The sequence below is a fragment of the Amycolatopsis orientalis DSM 43388 genome (assembly GCF_000411975.1).
Lineage (GTDB): Bacteria > Actinomycetota > Actinomycetes > Mycobacteriales > Pseudonocardiaceae > Amycolatopsis > Amycolatopsis orientalis_D.
The window spans coordinates 21660-44057 of sequence record NZ_ASXG01000161.1; the positions used below are offsets into that span (position 1 = coordinate 21660).

20 protein-coding genes are annotated in these 22398 nt (G+C 70.5%); 14 read left to right on the top strand and 6 right to left on the bottom strand.

The features are described 5' to 3' along the window. Positions 1-174: 174 nt before the first annotated feature. A complete protein-coding gene (locus L942_RS33550) occupies positions 175-1386 on the bottom strand; it encodes an MFS transporter (protein WP_037367989.1) in 1212 nt (403 codons plus the stop codon). A gap of 910 nt (positions 1387-2296) precedes the next feature. Between L942_RS33550 and L942_RS33555 the strand changes: the two genes are divergently transcribed. Beyond that, positions 2297-3271, top strand: a complete 975-nt coding sequence (locus tag L942_RS33555; protein ID WP_037367990.1) for an ArsR/SmtB family transcription factor — start codon at positions 2297-2299, stop codon at positions 3269-3271. A gap of 105 nt (positions 3272-3376) precedes the next feature. Further along, positions 3377-5629, top strand: a complete 2253-nt coding sequence (locus L942_RS42280; RefSeq protein WP_051166426.1) for a protein kinase domain-containing protein — start codon at positions 3377-3379, stop codon at positions 5627-5629. A gap of 20 nt (positions 5630-5649) precedes the next feature. Here the strand turns inward: L942_RS42280 and L942_RS33565 are convergent, their stop codons facing one another. Beyond that, positions 5650-6645: an amidohydrolase family protein gene (locus tag L942_RS33565; RefSeq protein ID WP_037367991.1), complete on the bottom strand. Its 996-nt coding sequence runs from the start codon at positions 6643-6645 to the stop codon at positions 5650-5652. A 106-nt stretch (positions 6646-6751) separates the two neighbouring features. Between L942_RS33565 and L942_RS33570 the strand changes: the two genes are divergently transcribed. The 3 genes from L942_RS33570 to L942_RS33580 all read left to right on the top strand — a co-directional run bounded on the left by L942_RS33570 (position 6752) and on the right by L942_RS33580 (position 10679). After that, positions 6752-7675: a LysR family transcriptional regulator gene (locus L942_RS33570; RefSeq protein ID WP_051166427.1), complete on the top strand. Its 924-nt coding sequence runs from the start codon at positions 6752-6754 to the stop codon at positions 7673-7675. 100 nt (positions 7676-7775) lie between these two features. Next, positions 7776-8675 (top strand): aminoglycoside phosphotransferase family protein, encoded by a 900-nt coding sequence (locus L942_RS33575; RefSeq protein WP_037367992.1) that lies wholly within the window; start codon positions 7776-7778, stop codon positions 8673-8675. A gap of 681 nt (positions 8676-9356) precedes the next feature. Further along, positions 9357-10679, top strand: a complete 1323-nt coding sequence (locus tag L942_RS33580; protein ID WP_200863016.1) for an amino acid permease — start codon at positions 9357-9359, stop codon at positions 10677-10679. A 59-nt stretch (positions 10680-10738) separates the two neighbouring features. On the opposite strand, the gene L942_RS33585 is transcribed toward L942_RS33580, so the two are convergent. Genes L942_RS33585 through L942_RS33595 form a run of 3 tightly spaced genes read right to left on the bottom strand, consistent with a single transcriptional unit; the run spans position 10739 to position 13102 of the window. After that, entirely contained in the window at positions 10739-11545 is an 807-nt protein-coding gene (locus L942_RS33585; RefSeq protein ID WP_037367993.1) for a M15 family metallopeptidase, read from the bottom strand. A gap of 22 nt (positions 11546-11567) precedes the next feature. After that, positions 11568-12371 (bottom strand): MBL fold metallo-hydrolase, encoded by an 804-nt coding sequence (locus L942_RS33590; RefSeq protein ID WP_037367994.1) that lies wholly within the window; start codon positions 12369-12371, stop codon positions 11568-11570. Further along, entirely contained in the window at positions 12368-13102 is a 735-nt protein-coding gene (locus L942_RS33595) for an MBL fold metallo-hydrolase (RefSeq protein ID WP_037367996.1), read from the bottom strand. Before L942_RS33595 ends, L942_RS33590 begins: the two co-directional genes overlap by 4 nt. Before the next feature lie 143 nt (positions 13103-13245). Between L942_RS33595 and L942_RS33600 the strand changes: the two genes are divergently transcribed. Together L942_RS33600 and L942_RS33605 are read left to right on the top strand one after the other, a co-directional pair. Further along, positions 13246-13857, top strand: a complete 612-nt coding sequence (locus L942_RS33600; RefSeq protein ID WP_051166429.1) for a helix-turn-helix domain-containing protein — start codon at positions 13246-13248, stop codon at positions 13855-13857. Beyond that, positions 13857-14576, top strand: coding sequence for a maleate cis-trans isomerase family protein (locus L942_RS33605; protein ID WP_037367997.1), 720 nt, complete (start codon positions 13857-13859; stop codon positions 14574-14576). Before L942_RS33600 ends, L942_RS33605 begins: the two co-directional genes overlap by 1 nt. Here L942_RS33605 and L942_RS33610 read toward each other — a convergent pair. Beyond that, positions 14534-15415: a polysaccharide deacetylase family protein gene (locus tag L942_RS33610; RefSeq protein ID WP_037367998.1), complete on the bottom strand. Its 882-nt coding sequence runs from the start codon at positions 15413-15415 to the stop codon at positions 14534-14536. The genes L942_RS33605 and L942_RS33610 overlap by 43 nt on opposite strands. Before the next feature lie 56 nt (positions 15416-15471). On the opposite strand from L942_RS33610, the gene L942_RS33615 reads away from it, so the two are divergent. From L942_RS33615 to L942_RS33640, 7 genes are all read left to right on the top strand, one after another. After that, positions 15472-16809 (top strand): amidohydrolase family protein, encoded by a 1338-nt coding sequence (locus L942_RS33615; protein ID WP_037368000.1) that lies wholly within the window; start codon positions 15472-15474, stop codon positions 16807-16809. Then, positions 16806-16976, top strand: coding sequence for a hypothetical protein (locus tag L942_RS44615; protein ID WP_158684577.1), 171 nt, complete (start codon positions 16806-16808; stop codon positions 16974-16976). The genes L942_RS33615 and L942_RS44615 overlap by 4 nt, the downstream gene beginning before the upstream one ends. Further along, complete coding sequence (locus L942_RS33620) at positions 16973-18358, top strand: amidase (RefSeq protein ID WP_051166430.1); 1386 nt, start codon at positions 16973-16975, stop codon at positions 18356-18358. Before L942_RS44615 ends, L942_RS33620 begins: the two co-directional genes overlap by 4 nt. A gap of 81 nt (positions 18359-18439) precedes the next feature. Beyond that, positions 18440-19300, top strand: coding sequence for an ABC transporter permease (locus L942_RS33625; protein WP_051166431.1), 861 nt, complete (start codon positions 18440-18442; stop codon positions 19298-19300). Further along, positions 19297-20277, top strand: a complete 981-nt coding sequence (locus tag L942_RS33630; protein WP_051166432.1) for an ABC transporter ATP-binding protein — start codon at positions 19297-19299, stop codon at positions 20275-20277. Before L942_RS33625 ends, L942_RS33630 begins: the two co-directional genes overlap by 4 nt. Further along, positions 20258-21241 (top strand): oligopeptide/dipeptide ABC transporter ATP-binding protein, encoded by a 984-nt coding sequence (locus tag L942_RS33635; protein ID WP_037368001.1) that lies wholly within the window; start codon positions 20258-20260, stop codon positions 21239-21241. Before L942_RS33630 ends, L942_RS33635 begins: the two co-directional genes overlap by 20 nt. Beyond that, complete coding sequence (locus L942_RS33640) at positions 21238-22284, top strand: ABC transporter permease (RefSeq protein ID WP_037368002.1); 1047 nt, start codon at positions 21238-21240, stop codon at positions 22282-22284. Before L942_RS33635 ends, L942_RS33640 begins: the two co-directional genes overlap by 4 nt. Positions 22285-22398 lie beyond the last annotated feature (114 nt).

Sequence of the window (22398 nt, forward strand, 5' to 3'; positions counted from 1 at the left end):
GGATGGCGCAATGTCGCCGCCAGGCGACGAGCCGCCCCCCTTATCCACAAACCACAACGAATACTGCAACTCCCCGAACGACACACAGAAACGCCCACCGTCATCATTCCACGAATAAGATGCAATTCCGCCCTGCCGGGGCTCGCGCTCCAACGTCCACTAAGGACAGTCGCCTCACTCAACGTCCCGCATCGCGGAAAGAAGCACCGGCAGCGCGACGGCCAGCGCGACCGCCCGCACCGCGCCGGCCACCGGATAGGCCGCCCGGATGCCGAACGCGTCCGCGACCAGTCCGCCGGCCAGCGACCCGAGCGGCATCAGCCCCCAGCCCAGCATCCGGTAGACGCTGTGCACCCGGCCGCGCAGTTCCGTCGGCACCACCTGCTGCCGCAGGCTAACCGTGACTACGCTCCAGAGCGTGGTGGCGAACCCGTTCATCCCCAGCAAGATCCCGAGCACGACCGCGTTGGGACTGATCCCGATCAGCAGAAAGATCACCGCATTGGCGAGCAACGCGGTCAGCAACGCTTGCAGCGCACCGATCTTCGCGACGATGCGCGCGTTGACCATCCCACCTGCCACACTCCCAACCGCCGCGCCCGCGAGCAGCATTCCGTAACCACGCTCGCCGACGTGCAGGGTCTGCGTCGCGAGCAGCACGACCGTGACATTGCCGAGCTGGTAGCAGAACGTGTTCACCGCCAGCAGGCCAGCCAACGTCCGCAACAGCCGGTGCCGCCCGAGCCAGCGCACCCCCTCCACCACCGCGACCCGAATCGGCGGCTGCGCACCCGTCGGCAACGGTCGACGCGGCAAGGTCGCGAGCAACGCGGCGGACACCACGAACGAGAGCGCGTCCACTCCGAACGGCAACGCCGCCGCAGCCACGAACAACAGACTGCCGAGCGGCGGCCCGACGAACAGCTGCCCAGCGTTGGCGATCGCGTACTGACTGCCGTTCGCCCGGTGCAACTGCGCCTCCGGAACGAGATCGGGCAACACCGCGAGCGACGCGTTGGCGAACACCACCTCGCACGCACTGAGCCCGAACCCCAGCACCGCCAGCCCCGCGATGTCGATCCGCCCCAGCCCGGCCAGCACCGCGACCACCGCGACGAGCCCGGCCTGGAGAGCCTGCGACCGCCAGAGCAGACCGACCCGGTCGCGCCGGTCCACGAGCGCGCCCGCGGGCAGCGAGAGCAGCAGCCACGGGAGGTAGGTCGCCGCGGAGACGACCGAGACCAGAACCGGATCGCGGCTCACCGTGACCGTCAGCAGGGGGACGGCCGCCGAGAAGATCCCGTCGCCTACGTTGTCCACCGCCGAGGCGCACCACAACCGCCAGTACGCGGCGGGGAGTTTGGTCTTGAGCTCGCGTCGGTTCATGTCCGGGATGGTTCCCGAGTCGAACAGGTGTTCGCCATCATGTAGGCTGGAGCTACATCGAATGACCTAAGCCCCGACTCCCGCGATCGCTCGCCGGTGGCTCAGCCGCTGCGGCCTTCATGTCGCGCAACGACGGTCGTCCTGCCGCACCTTCGGCGGCCAGCTATCCGCTGGGCCGGGAGAAGGACCGGTGCGCAGAAGACGCGTCGCTGGGGCATCGGAAGACCAGCGCCTTCTCACTCTCGCCCGGCGGGATCGGGATCGCGCTCTCCCCCACACACCAGCGCGATCTCACTCTCGCCCGGGCAGGAGCGGGACCGCGCTCGCCCGCACAGCAGCGCGATCTCACCCTCGCCTGGGGAGCCGACCAACTCTCCGTCGTTCGGATGCCGATTCCGTCTCAGCCTCGTCTGCGGACCGAGCCTGCCCCCTCCGCAGGACGACCTGACCCAGCCTCGCCCGCAGACCAGGCACGCCCCGGCCTTGTCCGCAGGACAAGGCCGCCCCAGCCTCGTGCGCGGACCAGGCCCGCCCCAACTCCCGTCGCAGACCAATCCCCGCCCTGCCCTCCTCCGCGGACCAGGGCCACCCCGCCCTCCTCCCCAGGACAAGCTGTTCCAGCCTCGCCCGCAGCCCAAGCCAGCCCCACCACGTCGGCAAGCCAACCCGCCCTCGCCCTCCTCCGGAGACCAGCACCTCCCCAGACCAGCCCCGCCCGCCCTCCTCCAGAGACCAGCACCACCTCACGCTCCTCCGCAGACAAGCCCCGCCCGCCTACCGCCAGAGACCACATCCGCCCAACCCGTATGCAGACCAGCCCCATCCCGCGCTCCCCGGAAGACCAGCACCATCGCCCCTGCCGGCAAGCCGACCGCCCCCTCAACCCCACCCTCTGCCGCATAATCGCGACGTGCCGCTGACCCTCGAACTCAGCACCAGCGACCTGGCCGGAACCAGGCTCGCCGTGTCGCCGCTGTCCGAAACCGTGTCCGGGCTGCAGGCGCTGGCCGGGTGCTGGGGGCGCTCGCGGCAGCGCGGCTGGACCCGATGGGCCGCCGCCGAGCTGGCCGGGCGACCGTTGGACCTGGTCTGGACCTGGCCGTTGCTCGTCACCGGCCGGAGCAGCTGGCCGCAGTTCCTGCTGCCCGCCCCGGCACGTGCGGCGTGCACGATCGACGAGGCGCTCGCCGCGATGTGCCGGACCACCCCGGGGCAGGTCCGGCGGAGCCTGCGCGGCGTGTTCGGCGAAGAGCTGCCCGCCTCCGCCCGGGCGCTCGCCGACGATCCCGCGGCCGGGCTCCGCGCCATCGCCGCCGAACTCCGCCAGGCCCACGACCGCCTGATCGCGCCGCACTGGCCCCGGCTGCGCGCCGTCCTCGACGCGGACATCGCCTACCGGGCCAAACAATGGGCCGACGGCGGCGCGCGCCGCCTGTTCACCGCCCTGCACCCGGCGCTGAGCTGGCACGACGGCCGGCTCGCCCTCGACGGCGACCGTCGTCCCTCGCCCGGCCGTCCCGCCGGCGGGCTCGTGCTCTCCCCTGTCGTGCTCGGGCCGCCGTGGGTCATGGTCAAGCTGCACACCACCACCCAGACCACGATCCGCTACCCGGCCCGGGGCAGCGGTGCACTGTGGACAGCCGCCGAGCCTCGCCCGGCCGAACCCGCGGTCCGGCTGCTGGGCCGGCGTCGCGCCGAACTGCTCGAGTCCCTGCGCTCCCCCGCCACGACCACCGGTCTCGCCGAAGTCCTGCACGTCTCGCCGAGCGCGGTGTCGCAACACCTGCGGGTGCTGCGCGACAGCGGCCTGGTCGCCGGGCGGCGGTCCGGCCGCACGGTCTTCTACCGCACCACCGAACAAGGACTGCGCCTGCTGGATCCGTGACCCGGGCTCCGGGACTTGAAAGTGACAATCCCACCCAAAATGCCACATTCCGGAGTACGATTCCGCCGACCGCGACCGGCCTCGCGGGGAGGGGAAGCGGCGGGGATGAGCGACTGGCGGGCACCCGGATTCACCGAGGTCGACGTGCTCGGCGTGGGCGGTTTCGGCCGTGTCGTGCTGGCCAAGCACCAGGACTCCGGCCGGATGGTGGCGATCAAGTACCTGCTCGCCGAGTACCTCGCCGACCCGGACCTCGCGGCCGGGTTCCGGCGCGAGGCGTGGCTGCTGTCGGGCGTCCGGAGCCCGCATGTCGTGCGGTTGTTCGACTTCATCGAGACGCCGCAGGGCGCCGCGCTGGTGATGGAGGCTGTCCCCGGCGTGTCCCTGCGCGCGCTCCTGGCGACGGAGAACGTCCTCGCCCCGGAATCCGCGCTCGCCATTCTGAAGGGCTCCCTGCTCGGGCTCGCCGACGCGCACGCCGCCGGAGTCGTGCACCGCGACTACAAGCCCGGAAACGTGCTGGTGTCCCGGGAAGGCGAGTCGAAACTGGTCGACTTCGGACTAGCCACTTTGGACGGTCACAACGGACTGACCGCAGGTTCACCGTCGTATATGGCACCCGAGCAGTGGGCCGGGCAGCCGGGCCAGCCCGCCACCGACGTGTACGCCGCCACCTGCGTTTTCTACCAGTGCATCACCGGGCATCAGCCGTTCGAGGCGGACACTGCCGACGAGCTGCGCGCGCTGCACCAGACGGCGCCGGTGCCGCTGGACGCGGTGCCGGAGGAGCTGCGTCCGCTGATCGCGCGCGGCATGGCCAAAGACCCGGCGTGGCGACCGTCCACAGCGGACGCTTTCGTCTCCGAATTGGAAACCGTCGCCCGCAAGGCGTACGGAAAGGACTGGGAGAAACGCGGCTGGAAGCGCCTGGCCGCCTCGGCTGCCGCGCTGACCGCGCTCACTCCGTTGGCACTCCTGACGACGGCGGGCACGGCTGCCGCGCCGATCGGAGCCGGTGCCGGTGCCGTCGCGGCGGGAGTGCCGGCCACGGGTACCGGGGCAGGCGCGACGGCGGTGATCGTCGGCAAGGTCATCGCGGTACTGGTGGTCGTCGGCGCGCTGGTCACCGGCGGAATCCTGGTCTTCAATCACCCCGGCGATCCACCGCCGCCCGCCGCGCTCACGGTGGCCATCCAGACCGAATCCGGACGCGATCAAGCCCTCCCGATCACCTATAGCCTCCAGTATCCGCAAGTGTCCGGCGGCCCCGACGCCGCGGTGCGGAAACGCATCAACGACGCGTTGCGCGCCCCGATCGACAAGCGGCTGAAGGCCGTTCGCGACGCCCGCGCCGAGCCGGACTGGCAGCAGCGGTTCACCGAACTCGGCGAAACACCCGCCGCGCGAACGACCGCGCGGATTCTGCTGCAGACCCCTAGCCTGCTTTCCGTCCGCTACGACCACGATCTCGATTCGAATTTCCTCTCCCACCCGACGTGGCGCTTCCCGGAAACGGTGACGCTCGACCTCCGCACCGGGAACCTGCTCGGCCCCAAGGACGTGTTCCGGCCCGAAATACTGACCGCCGCCGGGATGAAAACCCTCACCGAGCGCATCGAACCGCATACCCGGCACGGTTTCTGCCGAGTGGCCTCGGTAGGCGATGAGGGTCCGCAAGCCACCATCGACGCGGCAGACCGGGACCCCTCCCGCGAGCACGTGCCGGGAGCCTCGATGGGCTTCACCAAGGCCGGGGCCGAATTCGAAATCCTCTGGTACGACCTCGGCTGCGACATGGCGAGCGGAAAAGAAACGGTGACCGTCCCGTACGCCGAAATCGCGGATCTGTTCCAGCCGAAGTTCGTGGCCATGCTCGGCACCACCACGCCTTCCTCAGCACCCGCGCCGCCTTCCTCGTCCACCCCGGCGGTCAGCAACACCTACACCAACCCCCGCTTCGGCTTCACCACACGCGTCCCCGAGGGCTACACCGCAGCGCCGTACCAGCCCGACAACGGCGACGGAATGACATTCACCAATCCCGCTCTCGACGCGACTTTGACCGTATGGGGCACCAATTCGGGCGGCCGCGGCACCGCGGCGGCATTGGCCGACGCGGCCGCCGCGGAAGAAGCCAACGGCGGCCGAGTCACCTACCGCAAGGACGAAGGCGACCACTACTCGATTTCCGGCTATCAAAGCGACGGCAAGATCTTCTACGAACGAGGCTTCTCCGGAACCGGGTCGACGGCCACGCTGCGCTGGGTCTACCCGCGCGAACGCAAAACCGAGCTCGACGCGCCAGTGAGCACTACCGTGGAGGCCTTCCGGCCAGGCGATCTCTCCCAGCCGCATTGACCCGCGGCCGCGCACAAGGATCAGCCGAGCCCGAGCAGCGCGTCCGCGTTTCCGTGGGCGATCTTCTCCTGATCCTCGCGGGAAAGATGCGAATCGGCCAGGAACGACACCGCGCCGTCGTTGCCGAGCATCGGGAAATCGACCGAATGCAGGATCCGGCCGACGCCGACGGTGTCGACGCAATACCGGAGCTGGGCTTGGCTGAACATGCCGCTCGGGGTGATGAACACGTTGTCCCGGAAGTATTCGCGAATCGTCCGGTCGAGCCCGGTCATCCGGCGCGGCAGGGTCTCGTCCAGCCGGTCGAGGTAGAACGGGATGAATTCGCCCCAGTGGCCGAGGACGAACTGCAGGCGCGGATACCGGTCCAGCACCCCGGCGAGCACCAGGTGCAGGAAGTGCACGGCGGTTTCCTGATGCCATCCCCACGCGGGGAGCCGGAACGCCGCCGACACCGCGGGAGAGAGCCCCGCGGCGTAGTTGGCCTCGCTGACCGGCACCGGCGGCGGGGCCGGGTGCAGGTAGATCGGCACGGACAGGTCGCTGGCCGCGCGCAGGATGGGCTCGAAGCGCGGCTGGTCCAGGAATTCGTCGTCGGTGCGCCCCATGATCATCGTGCCGACGAAGCCCAATTCGCCGACGCACCGGCGCAATTCGTCCGCCGCGGCACCGGGGACGGCTGTCGGCAGGGTGGCGAAGGCGGCGAACCGGCCGGGAAACCCCGCGACCGCCTCGGCCATGGTGTCGTTGGCCGCGGCGGTCAGATCCAGTGCGACGTCCGCCGGGAGAAAGGTATTGACCAGTGACAGCACCTGCGTGGTGATGCCGTGGCGGTCCATGTCGGCGATCCGGGCGGCGCCCAGGCCCTCCAGGAGATCGGGATGCCGCGGATACGGCATCCCCGAGTCCGGATCGAAGGCCGCCGCGTAGCCGGGCACGTGTTTCAGCAGTTCGGACATGCCGGCCGCGGTCACCGCCGGGTCGGTCCAGTGTTCTTCGAGCGTGACAATCCGCATCGCTGCCCCCGTTCGTCGGTCTGTCCCTCCACCATGGCCCCGGGAAAGCGATAAGCTCAAACACTTGTTCGTGATCCATTGATCAGTACCGCTGATAGGAGCCGAGATGGAGCTGCGGCACCTGCGCTACTTCGTCGCGGTGGCCGAAGAGGGCGGATTCAGCGCGGCCGCGCGCACGCTGCACGTCGTCCAGCCGACGCTGAGCATGCAGATCCGGGACCTCGAGCGCGAACTCGGCGGGCCGCTGTTCGACCGCACCGGGAGGCGGCCCCGGCTCACCCCGGCCGGCCAAGCGTTCCTGGCCGAAGCGCGGCAGGTGCTCGCGCAGGCCGACCGCGCACAGGACGCCGCGCGGTCGGCGTTGCGCGGGGAAACCGGGACCGTGCGGATCGGCGTGGCGGGCGCCGCGGTGTTCGGCGGCCTCCTGACCCGGCTGATCGGCGATTTCCACCAGGCGCGTCCGCTGGTCCGGATCGAGCTGCGGGAGGCCGGGCCGCACTATCAGCGCGGCGCGGTCCTCGCCGGCGAGCTGGACGTCGGCTTCAGCGCGCTCCCGGCTCCGCCCGGCGAACCCCGGCTGGCCTCGGTCCCGGCCAGCTCGGTGTCGTTCCTGGTCGCGCTGCCCGCCGGGCACCGCCTCGCCCGGCGCCGGACGCTGACCGCCGAACAGCTCGTCGGGGAGGAACTGGTCGAGTACATCACCGGCGACGGCGACCTCGCTCCGCCGGGATTCCCGCACCGCGACCTCGCGCCGCCGGCCCGATTCCGCGCCGACAGCACGTTGAGCGTCCTCGCCTTGGTCGCCGCGAAGGCGGGTCTGGCGGTGGTCCCGGCGGGCGTGGACCGGGCCGCGGTGCCGGACGTCGTCTACCGGCCGCTGGCCGAACCTGGCCGCACGACCGACTTTCACCTGCTGCATCGCAGTGCCGAGCCGGTACCGGCGGTGGCCGCCTTCATCCGCGCCTGCCAGGAGCCGGAGGCGCTCCGGCAGGACACCGAGGGCTCCGAGCAGGGTCGGGCCACGAAGTAGGCGCTTTCTTCCTTGGCAGTGGAGGCTGGAGCGAAATTCGTTAGACCGCCCGCCGAAAGCGTGGTCTGATCGTCTCACCCGGGACTTCCGACCGAGAGACTTGCCTTTGCCGACAACGCACTCCGCCGACGAAGCCTTGGTCAAGTGCCTCCTCTCCACACAGCTGCCTCGGCTGGCAGCTCTGCCGCTGGCACGCCTCGACCCGGCCGGCTCGGACAACGTCATCTACCGGCTCGGCGGCGAATTGTCCGTGCGCCTGCCGCGCGGCGAGTGGGCGGCGGAGCAACCGGAGAAGGAATCCCGCTGGCTCCCCCGCCTCGCGCCGCACCTGCCGCTGGCGATTCCCGAGCCGGTCGCGCTCGGATCGCCGGGCTGCGGATATCCATGGCACTGGTCGGTGTCCCGCTGGCTGCCGGGCTCGCCGCCGGAAATCGGCGCGCTGTCCCGCCCGGACCGGACCGCGCTCGACCTTGCCCGGTTCGTCGCGGCTCTCCACCGGTTCCCCGTCGACCTCTCGCTCGCCGCGGGACCGCACACCGGGTTCATCGGCGCACCGCTGGCCCGCCGAGACGCGGACACCCGCGCCGCGATCGCCGCGACCGCCGACGTTTTCGACCGCACCGCGCTCACCGCGGTCTGGGACGCCGCGCTCGCCGCACCGCCGTGGCCGCATCCGCCGGTGTGGGTGCACGGCGACCTGCATCCGGGCAACCTGCTGATGCACAGCGGGGAGATCAGCGCCGTCCTCGACTTCGGCGGGCTCGGGGTCGGCGATCCGGCCTGCGACGCGCTGATCGCGTGGACGCTCCTCCCGCCTTCGGCCCGAGAGATCTTCCGCGTCGAGTCGGGTCTCGACGACGACTCCTGGACGCGCGGGCGCGGATACGCGTTGAGCACCGGGCTCAACGCGTACACCGCTTATGCGGCAACGAATCCCCGAGTGGCCGCGAGCACGAGGCACCAGATCACCGCGACGCTGGCGGACTTCCAGCGAGCATGAGGAGACGGATTCCGCACCGCAGCGCGCCGGGCGAAGGCGGCGCGTTCTGTTGCTCCATTCGGATGATCGACAACTCTCTCGCCCGGCATCCTCCCCGTGTCGCACCTAGCCTCGACGGACCCGGCGGCCGCAGACTGTCCGCCGTCAGCTCGACTGCCGGTTCCGGCCTCGTGGCCGGCCGCGCGGCGCCGCGGGACAGCACTGCTGGACGAGAGGGGAGATCGACCGATGGCTGATCGGAGCACCGAGCGGGGCCGGGGAAGCTCGGACACTCCAGGCGAGGCACCCGCGGGCGAGGCCGCGGCAGGCGAGGCGACCCCGGCCGAGGCGGCCGAACGCACCGCAGACCCAGCCGAAGCAACCACGCACACCCCGACTGGCACGAACCGCCACCACACGACCGCAACCGGGCCGAACGCAAGCCAAACCACCCAGGCCGAAGAAACCGCACGCACGGCCTCGAACCCAACAGCCCCAGCAGGAGCAACCCGGCACAGTACAGCCCCAGCCGATGCACCGTCCCGCGAGGCAACTCCGGACGGGCGCACCGAAAACCCAGCCGGAGCAGACCCGAACACCGGCTACCCCGCCGACGCCGCAGGCGAGGCAGCCCCGGCCAACGGGCCCGCGACCGGGACGGCCGCACCCAAGGGCAGCCCCAAGAAGCTCCGTTCCCGGCACATCACCATGATCGCCCTGGGCGGCATCATCGGAGCCAGCCTTTTCGTCGGCTCCGGGAACGTCGTGCGCTCCGTCGGCCCCGCGGCCGTCGTCTCCTATCTGATCGGCGGCCTGCTCGTCTTCCTCGCGATGCGGATGCTCGGCGAGATGGCCGCGGCGCGCCCGGCGATCGGGTCGTTCATGGAGTACGCCCGGGTCGGGCTCGGCGAGTGGGCGGGGTATCTCGTCGGCTGGCTGTACTGGTACTACTGGATCGGCGTGATCGCGTTCGAGGCGGTCGTCGGCGGGTCCGTGCTCGGCGGGTGGTTCCCGGACGTGCCGCAGTGGGTGTTTTCGGTGGTGCTGCTGCTCTTCTTCACCAGCACGAACCTGGTGTCCGCGCGGTCGTTCGGCGAGGTCGAGTACTGGCTGGCGAGCATCAAGGTCGCCGCGATCGTCGTGTTCCTCGCGGTCGGCACGCTGTTCGCGTTCGGGCTCTGGCCGAAGGCGAGCTTCTCGATCCCGAACCTGTGGCAGCACGGCGGCTTCGCGCCGAACGGCTGGTGGCCGGTGCTCAGCGGCGTCGCGATCGTGATCTTCTCCTACTTCGGCACCGAGATCGCGGTGATGGCCGCGGCCGAATCGGAGGATCCGGCGAAGGGCGTGCGGCAGGCGGTCGTCACGGTGATCTGGCGGATCCTGCTGTTCTTCGTCGGCGGGGTGCTGCTGATCGTCACCATCGTCCCGTGGAACCAGCTGCCGAATCCCAAACAGGAAGGGCCGTTCGCGCACGCCTTCACGCTGTTCGGGCTGCCCGGCGCCGGTCTGGTGATGAACGCGGTCGTGCTGACCGCCGCGTGTTCGGTGCTCAATTCCGGGCTGTATTCCGCCGGACGGATGTTCTCCGCGCTCGCCGAGAAGCGGCTCGCCCCGCGGGTGGTGGCGAAGAAGAGCAAGTCCGGCGTGCCGATGGTGGCCGTGGTGGCGTCGACGGTCGGCGGGTACCTCGCGGTCATCGTCAACTTCGTCGCGCCCGACTCCGGCATCTTCGACTTCATCATGAACTCCGCGGGCCTGGTCGCGCTGTTCGTGTACTCGTTCATCGCGTTCACCCAGATGCGGATGCGGCACCGGATGACGCCGGAGGAACAGGCCGGGCTGAAGCTCAAGATGTGGCTGCACCCGTGGCTCGGCCTGCTGACCGTCGCCGGGGTCGTGGCGATCGTCGTCGTGATGCTGCTGACCGACGACTCGGCCCGCACCCAGGTCTGGACGAGCCTCGTGTCGCTGGCGGTGATCGCGGCGTTCTGGCCGCTGGTGCGCCGGAAACTGCGCAGGGGCTGACGGGGACCGCTGCGCCGGGCCGCGGCAGGCAGGGCAGCGGAGCTCGTCGGCGACCCGCCCTAGAACGGACGGCCGCTCAGCGACCGCCGCCAGATCGGGAAGTCGAAATAGGTGTCCGGGAAGGTCTCCGGCTGGAACGTGTAATGCCACCATTCCTCGGGCAGGTTCTTGAACCCGGCCCGCTCCAGCCCGTGCAGCAGAAGCATCCGGTTTTCCCGCTGTTGCCCGACGATCCGCGGGTCGAGCGTGTGCGCGAGGGTGTCGAAGCAGTCGAAGCCGGTGCCCATGTCGATCGAGTTGTCCGGGAAGCGGTCGGCTTTCGGTGCGTAGCAAGGAGTCAGCGGTTCGCCCGGGCGGTACGGACGCGTCGGGAGCGCGGGAAGGCGGACGAGCGTGAGGTCCACCGTGCTTCCGCGGCTGTGGCCGGATTTCGCCGCGATGTAGCCGTCGGCGAAGAGCCGGTCCTTGTCCACCCGCGGAAAGAACTCGGCTTTCATCCGCAGGTCGTTCAGGTCCTCGGCCCAGCGCACGAAATTGTTGACCGCGCGCTGCGGGCGATAGCAGTCGTAGACCTTCAGCGTGTAGCCCTGGCGCAGGAACGACAGTTGCGCGTTGTGCAGCGCCGTCGCGGCGTCCCGGGTCAGGATGCACATCGGCTGCCGGTAGCCGTCGACCGGCGCGCCGGTGAAGTTGTGCGGCGTGAAGTACCGGATTTCCTGCACGATGGTCGGATCGACGTCGCGCAGGGCAACGAATTCGGGCGGCGCCTTCGGCTCCGGCGCGGCCGGCGCCGGCGGTGCGGCGACGAGACAGGTCAGCAGGCTCATCGCGGCGGCTGCCAGGCCGCGCATCATCTTTCCGCGCATAGCCCGCTTGCTTACCACAAGATCACGCGCCGGTGTAGGCGGAATAGACCTGACGGTGCGCGGCCAACGCGGTCGTCATCATCCGCGGCACGTCGGCGATCACGTTGCCGTGCGCGGGAGCGATGAGGTCGGCCGGATGGACGGCCAGGAATTCGCCGATCCGGCCGAAGGTGTCGGTGACGTCGACATATCGCGTCCAGTACAGCGCCCGGCCGGTACCGTAGGCCGCTTGGCCGACGGTCGGCGCCGCGGGCATTTCGGTGGACAGCAACCGGCATTCGCCCGGCCGGTGGCCTGGCTCGTCGTCGCCCATCGAGGGCAGGGCGGGGACATCGTGGACGAAGGAGAAGCCGTCCGACACGTACAGGACGCGATCGCCCGGGTCGTAGGCCCAGACGGTGTTCGGCAGGTCCTGGATGTACGCCTCGGCCAATTCCAGCTGCCGGTCCCCGAGGTCCAGGCGGTCGCCGATCGCGAGCGGGCGCAGCCGGTGGGCGTACTCCGGATAGTGCAGGTGGTAGTCGCGCACGTCTCCGACGACCACGGCGCCCGGGTACCGCGCCAGGAGCGCCGGGAGATTGCCCGCGTGCGGAAGCTCGGGATGGGTCGGCAGGAGGTAGTCGAGCGGTCGTCCGGCGAGGGCGTCGTCCAGCTGCGCTTCGATCAGCGGCCAGTGCCGGGGGTCTCCGGTGTCGACCAAGACGGTGCTGGCGGAGCCGGAAATCAAGTACGCGGAGACGTGGTAGTGGACCGGGCCGTCGCCGGCCATCGCTTGCATGCAGCCGCCCAGCCAGTGCGTGGCGGGGGCGATCCGGCGAGCGGTCATCGGCCGATCTCCTTCAGCGTGGCTTCGACGTGCGCCTCGACGGTCTCCCTGCCCAGCAACGGGAAACCGTGCCCGGGCGCGATGGCCCGCACCGGGTCGGCGGCGAAGACGGCGCGGAGGTCGTCCAGCACCGGCGCGGGGTCGGCGTGGTCCAGCCAGGAGAACTTGACCCGCAGCTGCGCGGCGACCGCCGCCGGATCGGGCGCGTCGTCGGCTTCGGTTCTAGTGTGGCAGAACGAATCGGAGGTGAAGAGGGTCTGACTCAGCGGATCGTACGGCCACAGCGTCGGCAGCAAGCGCAGGCGCGGAGCGTGGATTCGCAGCGGGATGCCCGGAATCGGCTCCAGCTCCGCCGGGCGGCCTTCTTCGACGGTGATCCGCTCGCGGGGCGCGTCCACGACCGGCACAGTGATGCCGCCGGTGTAGTGCACGGCGGTCACCGGGAAAGCGGCCTCGATCTCCGGAAGGTTCAGGCAGCAGTCCATTTCGGTCCGGGTCAGCACCACTGCCAGCGGGGTGTTCTCCGGCACCGATTCCCGCAGCTGCGCGACAATCCGCGCCGCGTGCACCCGGACGCCGGTGTCGATCAGCACCGCGCCCTCCGCCGAGCGGACGAGGTAGCAGTTCAGCGGCTGTGTCCCGCGGACGTCGGCGGGCGCCCAGCTCACCCGGCCGTCGAGCGGGACCGAACCGCCCAGCCGGACGACCCGGCCTTCCCGCAGTGCTGTCATGCACTTCATTTTGTTGAAGATTAATCACTATGTCAACGGCCAGCCCGGTTCCGGTCGCAACATACTGAAGGACTTTTGATAAGATGACGCCGTTCGCAAGCTCCGCCCCGCGGGCGGACCGGCTCCCGGAGGAGACAGCAGAGATGGGATCCGCCCAATCCGAACCGCCCGCCGCGGAGGACAACCGCGACTACTGGGTGAACCACCTCGGCGCGACGCTCAGGGCACGCCGCAGCGGCCGGTTCACCGTCGAGGAACTGTCCGCGCGCTCGGGCGTGAGCGCGGGCCTGATCAGCCAGATCGAGCGCGGCATCGGCAATCCGTCGTTCGCCACGCTGCTGCGGCTGGCGAACGCGCTCGAGGTGCCGATGGCCGACATGTTCCTCGGCCAGCAGTCGCACGAGACGAAGGTGCTCGTGCGCCGCGAGGAGCGGCTGCGGATGGAACTGCCCGGCGACGGCATCGTGCAGGAGATGCTCGTCCCCAACACCGACCGCAAGCTCGGCGTGCTGGAAATGACCATCCCGCCCGGATTCCGCGGCGAGGACGTGCCGCATTCCCACCCCGGCGAGGAGGTCGTGGTGGTGCTGTCCGGAACGCTGCGCGCCACGATCGGCGGGCAGGCCTTCGTTCTCGGCGAGGGCGACACGATGAGCTACGACTCGTCCACGCCGCACTGGTGGAGCAACGAAAACGAGGAGCCGGCGGTCATCCTCGCGATCTCCACTCCCCCGTCGCTCGGCCGCGTGCACTGATGCGTCCCGGCGAAACGCGGCTCGGCCTGATCGTGCCGTCGTCGAACACGAACGCCGAACCGCTCACCGCGGCGATGCTGGCCGGGACTCGGGCGACCGCGCTCGCGAGCCGCTTCCCGCTGCCCGCGGACCTCGACGCGGTGATCGACGCCGCGCTGATCGGCCCGGCCGCGGATCTTCTCGCCGAGGCGGGGATTTCGGCGCTCGCGTTCCACGGGACGTCCGGTTCGTGGCTCGGGCTGGAGCACGACCGGGCGCTGGCCGCCGGACTGGCGAAACGGGTTTCAACGGCGGCGACCACGGCCTCGCTCGCCCTGGTCGCGGCGGTGGAAGCGGTGGGGGCCAAGAAGGTCGGCCTGGTTTTCCCGGGGCCGTCGCCGATCGCGGACACCATCGCCGAGGAGTACGCGGCGGCGGGGATCGAGGTGGTGTCGCGGTCCGTGCCGCCCCGGCCGATGACGAATCCGGAGATTTCCGCGCTGCCGTTTCCGGAGATCTCGGCCCTGGTTTCGGCGGCCGCCTCCGCGGCGGCGGAGGCAATCGTGTGCGTGGGGACGAATCTTCGGGCGGCGTATCTGGTGCCGGAACTGGAAGCCCGGCTGGGAGTGCCGGTGGTGGACAGCGCCGCGGCTACCGTGTGGCATCTGCTCGGGCTCGCCGGGGCCCCGAGCCGGCTTCAGGGGTGGGGACGGTTGTTCGAGACGGAGTTCCGCCAGTAGCGGGCGATCTCGTCCCGTCGCGCCAGCCACACGTCCTGTTCCGCCGCGAACCGCAGGAACGTCCGCAGCGCGTTCGCATACGCCGGACGGCCGATCAGCCGCGGATGCAGTCCCACGCTCAGCACCGTCGCGCCGGGACGCGGGTCGTCGAGCAGCATCGCGAGCGAATCGCACAGGTATGCTCCGAACGCGCGCCCCGTCCGGAATTGGCTCAACAGCCCCGAATCGTTCGTGTCGCCCGCGTACGGGACCACCGGCAGCGAACCGTCGACATAGGGCAGGTCGTCACAGAAGCTGTTGGAATCGTAGGAATATCCCTCCGCGGCAGCCGCGGCCCGGGTCCCGGGCGAGATGCCGTCGCGCGAGTACCAGCAGGCCGGACGCTTCCCGGTCAGCTCCCGCAGAAGAGCCGTCGACGACCGGATCCTGGACAGTTCCTCAGCCGGGCTCAGGTCGGTGTGCGTGTCCCAGCGCAGGCCGTGGTTGGCGATTTCGTGCCCGTCCGCGACCAGCGCGGCGGCGATCGGCGGGGTGAGCGCATGGGCACAGCAGAACGCGGTGACCGGCGCCTCGAACTCCCGCAAAACCCGCAGGACCCGCCAGAAACCCGCTCGCGCGCCGTACTCGAAGGCCGACTCCAGGGTCGGGTTGCGCCGCCCGGGCACGACCCGATGCCGTTCCCAGTGCGCGCCCAGGTCGTCGGCGCTGTCGCCGCGAGCGGTTTGCCGCTCCGCGCCGTCCTCGATGTTGAGCACGATGGACACCGCGACCTTCCGCCCGCCCGGCCACGCGCCCGCGGGCGGCTCCGCCCCGTACCCGATGAAGTCGCGTTCGCTCACAGGGACATATTGAATACTCTTCTATTTGTTGAAGCAAGCTCGTAGACTCGTCCGGCATGCGGACCGTCATCACCGGGGGAACAGTCGTCGCGGGGCCGGACGTGCTCCGGGCCGCCGTCACACTCGACGGCGGGCGGATCCGAGCCGTCGGCCCGCACCCGCCGGAGGACGCCGACGTCCGGCTCGACGCCACCGGATTCGTCGTCCTGCCCGGCTTGATCAACTGCCACACCCACGGAGTCACGCCCGGTCCGCTCTTCCCGAGCGGGGCCGCGGCCCTGCCCGCGGACGACTGGCTCGGCAACCTCGACCGGCATCTGCTCGCGGGCACCACGACCGTCCTCAATCTGTGCGGACTGGCCACAATGGACGAAGTACGCACCGCCGACCGAGCGCACGCGGTGAAGGTCAAAGGCGCGACGACGCACACCCCGGCCGCCCTCGCCGCCGCACAAGCCGCGGACGGCGAGGGGCTGACCGAAGAGCACCTGACGACGTCAGTCGAGAAGCAGCTCGCGGACGGGGCGATCGCGATCGGCGAGCTCGGCGGCGGGCAGACGATGGGCGGCGGCGGGCAAGACCTGCAGTACCTTCCGGCGGCGATCCGGCGCGAAACCGGCGTGATCGTCACCGCCGAGCAGGCGCGGACGCTCAAGGAAGCTGTCCTCGGCCCTCGCCTGGACAGCACTCCGGACGAACCCGCCCTGAAATCCGCACTCGCCGCGGCGGGGCTGGCCGGGTTCAGCACCCAGACCGCCGCGAAGCTGGTCCGCGAGTCCGTGCTGCCGTCCTTTCACGCCGCGCTCGACGGGCTGCGGGAGGGCGTCGAGGCGGCGGCGAAGCACGGAGTCCCCGCACTGGTGCACAGCGCGGCGGCCAGCGGGAAGCCGCTCCTCGAACTCGCCGGCGAACGGCTGGGCGCGCAAGTGATCGCCACGCACAGCAATCATCCGTCCTATACCCCGGACGAGGCCGTCGAAACCGCACTCGCGCTGCGGGCCGCGGGCTGGCTGCTCGAGTGCTGCACCTTCGACCTGCTGCACCGGCAGCACACCGTGCGCACGCGCGAGCACTGGGACCGGATGTTCGCCGAAACCGACGTCGACCTCCTCGCCACCGATTACGGCTACCTCGGACAGCACGATCCGCTCCTCTCCGGCGTCGCGGACCTGGTCGCCAGCGGGCACCGCAGCCTGTCCGCCGCGGTGGCGCTGGCCAGCGCGAACGTCGCCGACGCCATCCCCGGCCTCGCGCCCGGCACGGGGCGGCTGAGGCCCGGAATGGCCGCCGACGTGGTGATCGCCAGCGAGGATCTGCGGGAGGTGCGGCACGTGTTCGTCGACGGCATCCAGGTCGTCCGCGACGGCCGGCTCACCCTGGCGGCGCACCGGTGAACGAGGACGCACTCGCCGCCGTCGTCCAGCTCGTCGGTGAAGACGTCCTGGCGGAGGACCGCGCCGCGCTGGAAGCCGCGTACGCCAATCTCGCCGATGCGATCGAACAGCTGCGCGCGGTTCCCGGCGACGAGCCCAGCGACTTCGAAGTCAGGTGGACACCATGAACTGGCAGTACGGGATCGAAGAAGCCGGGAAACTCATCGCCGCCCGCGAGCTGAGTGTGGTCGAGTATGTCAGCAGTGTGCTCGACCGCCTCGCCGAAACCGAGCCTGAGGTGTCAGCTTGGGCGCGCGTGGACCGCGAAGGCGCGCTGGCGGCCGCGCAGCAGGCGGACCGGGAGATATCAGCGGGACATCACCGAGGGCCGCTGCACGGCATACCGTTCGGGGTCAAAGACGTCATCGACACGGCGGGCCTGCCGACCGAAGGCGGCTCGAAGGCGTATGCCGGGCGCACCCCGACGCGCGACGCGGCGACCGTCCGCACGCTGCGCGAGAACGGCGCGATTCTGCTCGGCAAGACCGTCACGCACGAAATCGCTTACGGGCAGAACTTTCCGCCCACTCGCAACCCGTGGGACCCGAGCCGGTATCCGGGCGGGTCGAGCGCCGGTTCGGGTGTCGCCGTCGCGGTCGGCTCGGCGCCGGGCTGCCTTGGGACCGACACGTCCGGTTCGGTGCGCAACCCGGCCTCTGTCAACGGGGTCGTCGGGATGCGGCCGACGACCGGGCTGATCGACGGGGCCGGGGTGATGAACCTCAGCGAGCAGCTCGACCAGGTCGGCCCGATCGCGCGTTCGGCCGTCGACTGTGCGCTTCTCTTGCAGGGCATGGTGAAAACCCGCGCCGGCCTCGGCCCGGAAGACCTCGCCGAGGCCGTGCGCCGGCCGCTGCACCGGCCGCGAGTGGGCGTCGACTTCGCCGCGTGGGAAGAATGGGGAGTTTCCGCCGAAGTGCAGGCGACGATCAAGGAAGCGGTCGGCGTCCTGGCCGCCACCGGCGCCGAAATCGTGGACGTCAGCCTGCCGGACCTGAGTCTTGCCCTGCCGGTCACGCTAGTTTTGTGTTTGGCGGACGCGGTGCGTCTGCACGGTCCGGCACTTTCCGACCGGCCGGAAGAATTCGAATCCGGCACCCGGGTCATGCTCGAGCTCGGTTGCGCGGTAACCGAAGAACACGTGACGCTCGCCCGCCGCGCCCGCGCGCATCTGCGAGAACGGATCCGCACGACGTTCCTGGACGCCGGCCTCACCGCGCTCGTCTCCCCCACGCTGTCCGGAATTCCTCCGCGGCTGGACGATCTTTCGACCGATCTGACCCGGGAAAGCAACGAAACCGACCTCTCGAGCGCGCTTCTGCTGCTGGCCCCGGCCAATGTCTGCGGCCTGCCTGGCCTGAGCGTGCCGGGAGGCTTCGCCAACGGGTTCCCGGCCGGGCTGCACCTGCTCGGCCGCCCGTTCGAGGACCTGGCGCTTCTGCGCTTGGCGCAGCACTATGAAACCGCCGCGGCCCGCCCCGCGCAGGCCACGCTCCGAAGTGGACGGTGAACCCCTCGTGACCTCGCTTCCGCCCTGGACAGAGGCTTCTTCAATATGCAACAGTGACCCAATGCATAGTGAAGGTCCGGCATGACCGCGGCGGCGGTCGGCACCGGCCGGGTCCGGTCCGCGCGACGGCGGGCCGGCCACCGGTTCCGCAACGCGGGCGTTCTCGCCGCGCTCGCCTTCCTCGCCGGCCTGTGGATCGTCGCGGCGTTCGTGCCGCTCCCCCACAGCCCCACGACGCCGGACGTGTCGGTGATCGCCGCCGCGCCGAGCGCGGCACATCCGTTCGGCGTCGACATCAGCGGGTTCGACGTCTTCTCCCGCACCGTCGCCGCCGCCGCGAGCGACCTGCCGATCGCGGTGTTCGGTTCGCTGCTGTCGCTCGCGATCGGAGTCCCGATCGGACTGTTCACCACGACCGGCCGGATCGGCGAGGCGTGCATGCGCGTGGTCGACGCGTTTTCCGCGCTGCCGGTCATCGTCCTGGCCGTGGTCGCCATCCAGCTGCTCGGCGGCGGCCTGCTCGACGTCGTCGGCGCGATCGCGGTGGTGAACATCCCGCGGTTCGCCCGGCTGACCCGCGCGGAGGCGGTGGCGCTGCGGCGGGCCCGGTTCGTGGAGGCCGCGGTGGCGATCGGCTGTTCCCCGCTGCGGGTCGCGTTCAACCACGTGTTCCGCAACGCCTACGGAGTCGTGCTGGTGCAGGCGATCTTGGCCGCCGCCAACGCGATCGGCGTGATCGCGGCGCTGAACTTCCTCGGCGTCGGGGTGCACCCGCCGCAGCCGACGTGGGGTTCGATGATCCACGACGGCGCCTCGATGCTGGTCGAAGGCCAGTGGTGGGCCGCGATCTTCCCGACGGTCGCGATCTTCCTCGTCGTCTCGTCCTTGACCGTCATCGCCGACTGGTTCGAGAACCGCGTCGAAGGAGGGACGAAAGCATGAGCGAATTGCTGTCGGTCCGCGGGCTGGAAGTCGAATTCCCGGTTCCCGGCGGCGCGTTCCGCGTGCTCGACGACGTGTCGTTCTCCGTGCGGGACAACGAGATCGTCGGGATCGTCGGCGAGTCCGGTTCCGGCAAGTCCACCACCGTGCGGTCGGTGATCCAGCTGCACAAACCGGCCCGGACCACCGGCGGCAGCGTCGTGTTCGACGGCCGCGAACTGCATCGCGCCGCGCCGAAGGAACTGCGCCGGATCCGCGGCCGCGAAATCGGTTTCGTCGCGCAAAGCCCGTTCGACGCCTTGAACCCGGTGCTGCGGATCGGAAAGCAGTTCGAAAACGTCATCCGGGCGCACGAGCGCGCCAGCCGGAGCGAGATCCGCGCTCGCGCGCTCGATTTGCTGGCGTCCACCGGGATCCCCGACCCGGCGCGGACGCTCGACGGATTCCCGCACGAACTCAGCGGCGGCATGGCGCAGCGCACGGTGATCGCGCTGGCGCTCAGCCTTGGCCCTCGGCTGCTCATCGCCGACGAACCGACGACCGCGCTCGACCTGACCGTGCAACGGCAGGTCCTCGACCTGATCCGCACCCTGGTCCGGGACAGCGGACGGTCGATGCTGCTGGTGACGCACGATCTCGGCGTCGTGGCCAACTACTGCGACCGGGTGGTGGTGATGTACTCCGGGCGCGTCGTGGAGGTCGGCGACGTCGCGACGGTGTTCGGCGATCCGCGCCACCCCTACACCCGCACGCTGCTCGACGCGGCGACCACCGACATCCGCGTCGCTGCCCCGAAGTCCGCCCCGGCGAAGCGGGAAACGGCACCGGGCTGCAACTTCGCCCACCGCTGCCCGCGCGCCGACGGAGTGTGCGCCGAGGAACGTCCCCCGCTCACCGTGACGGACCCGGGCCACGGCTTCGGGTGCCACCACCCGCTTTCGATCGAGGTGACCACCAGTGCCGGTACTCGTCGCTGAAGACCTGCGGCGCACGTTCCCCGGTCCCGGCGGCAGCCAGGTCCGGGCCGTCGACGGGGTGAACCTGGCGGTTTCCGAGGGCGAAACCCTCGGCCTGATCGGCGAAAGCGGGTCAGGAAAGTCCACGCTGGGCCGGTTGCTCGTGCGCCTGCTCGACGCCGACCGCGGCACGGTCACGCTCGACGGCCGCGAGCTCACCGGCCTGCGCGGAGCCGCGCTTCGCCGCAGCCGCCGCGACTTCCAGATCGTGTTCCAGGAGCCGTTCGCCTCGCTCAACCCGCGCTTGAAGGTCGGCGCGATCGTCGAGGAACCGTTGCTGGTCAACGGAAAGTCCGGCACCAAGGCGCAGCGGCGGCAGCGCGTGCTGGACACCCTGGCCGACGTCGGGCTCTCGCCGGAGCACTGTGCCCGCCGCCCGGCCGACCTCAGCGGCGGACAGCAGCAACGCGTCGGGATCGCCCGCGCGCTCGTCACCGGCCCTCGGTTCGTGGTGCTGGACGAGCCGACGTCGTCCTTGGACCTCACCGTCCGCGCCGAGGTGTTGCAGCTGCTCGCCCGGTTGCAGCACGAGCGCGGACTGACCTTCCTGTTCATCTCCCACGACATCCACACCGTCCGGCGGCTGTGCTCGCGGACGGCGGTGATGTACCTGGGCCGGATCGTGGAGATCGGCCCCACCGAGTCCGTGCTCGCGCATCCGCGGCATCCCTACACCAAGGCGTTGCTGTCCGCGGCGCTGCCGGTCGATCCCGGGCATCGCCTGCCGCACCTGCCGCTGGCCGGAGACCCGCCGAAACCGACCGCGCACCGGGCCGGCTGCGCGCTCGCCGGCCGCTGTCCTATCGCGACAGACGAATGCGCCGTCGCCGAGGTCGCGCTGCGTCCGGTCGCTGCCGCGCACGAGGCGGCGTGCCTGCACGCGGGCCAGGATCTCGGCCTCGAGACGAAGGAGGCGCAAGCATGATCGTGTTCGTGCTCCGCCGGCTGGCGGCCGGCGCCGGAATGCTCGTGCTGCTGATCGCGCTGAGCTTCGGGCTGGTGTCGATGATCCCCGGCGACCCCGCGGTCACCATGCTCGGCGACGCGGCCACGCCGGACCAGATCGCGCACGTCCACGAGCAGCTCGGCCTGGACAAGCCGCTGCCGGTGCGCTTCTGGGACTACCTGGTCCGGGTGCTGCACGGGGACCTCGGCACGTCGTACTTCACCGGTGCGCCGATCACCCACGAGCTGCTCACCCGGTTGCCGAACACCCTGGTGATCCTGGTGCCCGGCCTGCTGCTCGCGGTCGTCCTGGGCACCGCGATGGGGACCGCCGCGGCCTACCTGCGCGGGCGCCCGGCGGACCGCGGGCTGAGCTGGGCGTCGTCGCTGATCCTCGCGGTGCCGGAGTTCGCCCTCGGGCTCGTGCTGGTCTACGTCTTCTACCAGCTCCTGCACGTGGCCCCGGCGCCGCTCGGCATGGTCGACCCGACCGCGCCGGTCCCGCCGGCCCGAACCGGTTCGGTCACGCTGGACGCGCTGCTGTCCGGTTCGTGGCCCACGCTCGGCTCGATCTTCTCGCACGCCGCGCTGCCGGTCCTGACGCTCGGGATCTTCTTCGCCGCGTACTTCGCGAAAACCGTGCGCACCGGGCTGAGCCAATCGCTGCGCAGCGCTCAGGTGGAGTTCGCGCGAGCCTGCGGGCTGAGCGAGTTCCGGGTGTACCGCTACGCGCTGGCGGACATCAGGCGGTCGCTCCTGACATACCTGGTGATCCTGTTCGGTGCTTCGCTGAGCGGGGCGGCGATCCTGGAGAGCGTCTTCGCGTGGCCCGGCATCGGCGGGTGGTCGCTGGACGGGGTGTTGAAGGGCGACATCCCGGTGATCCAAGGATTCGTGCTGGTGCTCGGGACGGCCACGCTGGGCGCGTACCTGGTGCTCGACATCGTGACGATGCTGATGGACCCCCGGGTGCGGAGCAGGGCCCGCGCCCGGGGAAACGCAGGCGAACCCGCGGCGGCTTGACCAGTCCTTCGCCCACCCCCGCACCACGATGACATTCAGCGGCGGCACGTCGAGGTCGTCGACCTTCAGCGCGCACCGCGAAGGAACCGCCTCGTCGAGACGGGCGGAACGGGA

Excerpts from the sequence above, each read along its gene's own strand:
- L942_RS33550 (WP_037367989.1), bottom strand. The coding sequence starts at position 1,386 with ATGAACCGACGCGAGCTCAAGACCAAACTCCCCGCCGCGTACTGGCGG.
- L942_RS42280 (WP_051166426.1), top strand. The coding sequence starts at position 3,377 with ATGAGCGACTGGCGGGCACCCGGATTCACCGAGGTCGACGTGCTCGGC.
- L942_RS33565 (WP_037367991.1), bottom strand. The coding sequence starts at position 6,645 with ATGCGGATTGTCACGCTCGAAGAACACTGGACCGACCCGGCGGTGACC.
- L942_RS33570 (WP_051166427.1), top strand. The coding sequence starts at position 6,752 with ATGGAGCTGCGGCACCTGCGCTACTTCGTCGCGGTGGCCGAAGAGGGC.
- L942_RS33585 (WP_037367993.1), bottom strand. The coding sequence starts at position 11,545 with ATGCGCGGAAAGATGATGCGCGGCCTGGCAGCCGCCGCGATGAGCCTG.
- L942_RS33590 (WP_037367994.1), bottom strand. The coding sequence starts at position 12,371 with ATGACCGCTCGCCGGATCGCCCCCGCCACGCACTGGCTGGGCGGCTGC.
- L942_RS33595 (WP_037367996.1), bottom strand. The coding sequence starts at position 13,102 with ATGACAGCACTGCGGGAAGGCCGGGTCGTCCGGCTGGGCGGTTCGGTC.
- L942_RS33600 (WP_051166429.1), top strand. The coding sequence starts at position 13,246 with ATGGGATCCGCCCAATCCGAACCGCCCGCCGCGGAGGACAACCGCGAC.
- L942_RS33605 (WP_037367997.1), top strand. The coding sequence starts at position 13,857 with ATGCGTCCCGGCGAAACGCGGCTCGGCCTGATCGTGCCGTCGTCGAAC.
- L942_RS33615 (WP_037368000.1), top strand. The coding sequence starts at position 15,472 with ATGCGGACCGTCATCACCGGGGGAACAGTCGTCGCGGGGCCGGACGTG.
- L942_RS33620 (WP_051166430.1), top strand. The coding sequence starts at position 16,973 with ATGAACTGGCAGTACGGGATCGAAGAAGCCGGGAAACTCATCGCCGCC.
- L942_RS33625 (WP_051166431.1), top strand. The coding sequence starts at position 18,440 with ATGACCGCGGCGGCGGTCGGCACCGGCCGGGTCCGGTCCGCGCGACGG.
- L942_RS33630 (WP_051166432.1), top strand. The coding sequence starts at position 19,297 with ATGAGCGAATTGCTGTCGGTCCGCGGGCTGGAAGTCGAATTCCCGGTT.
- L942_RS33640 (WP_037368002.1), top strand. The coding sequence starts at position 21,238 with ATGATCGTGTTCGTGCTCCGCCGGCTGGCGGCCGGCGCCGGAATGCTC.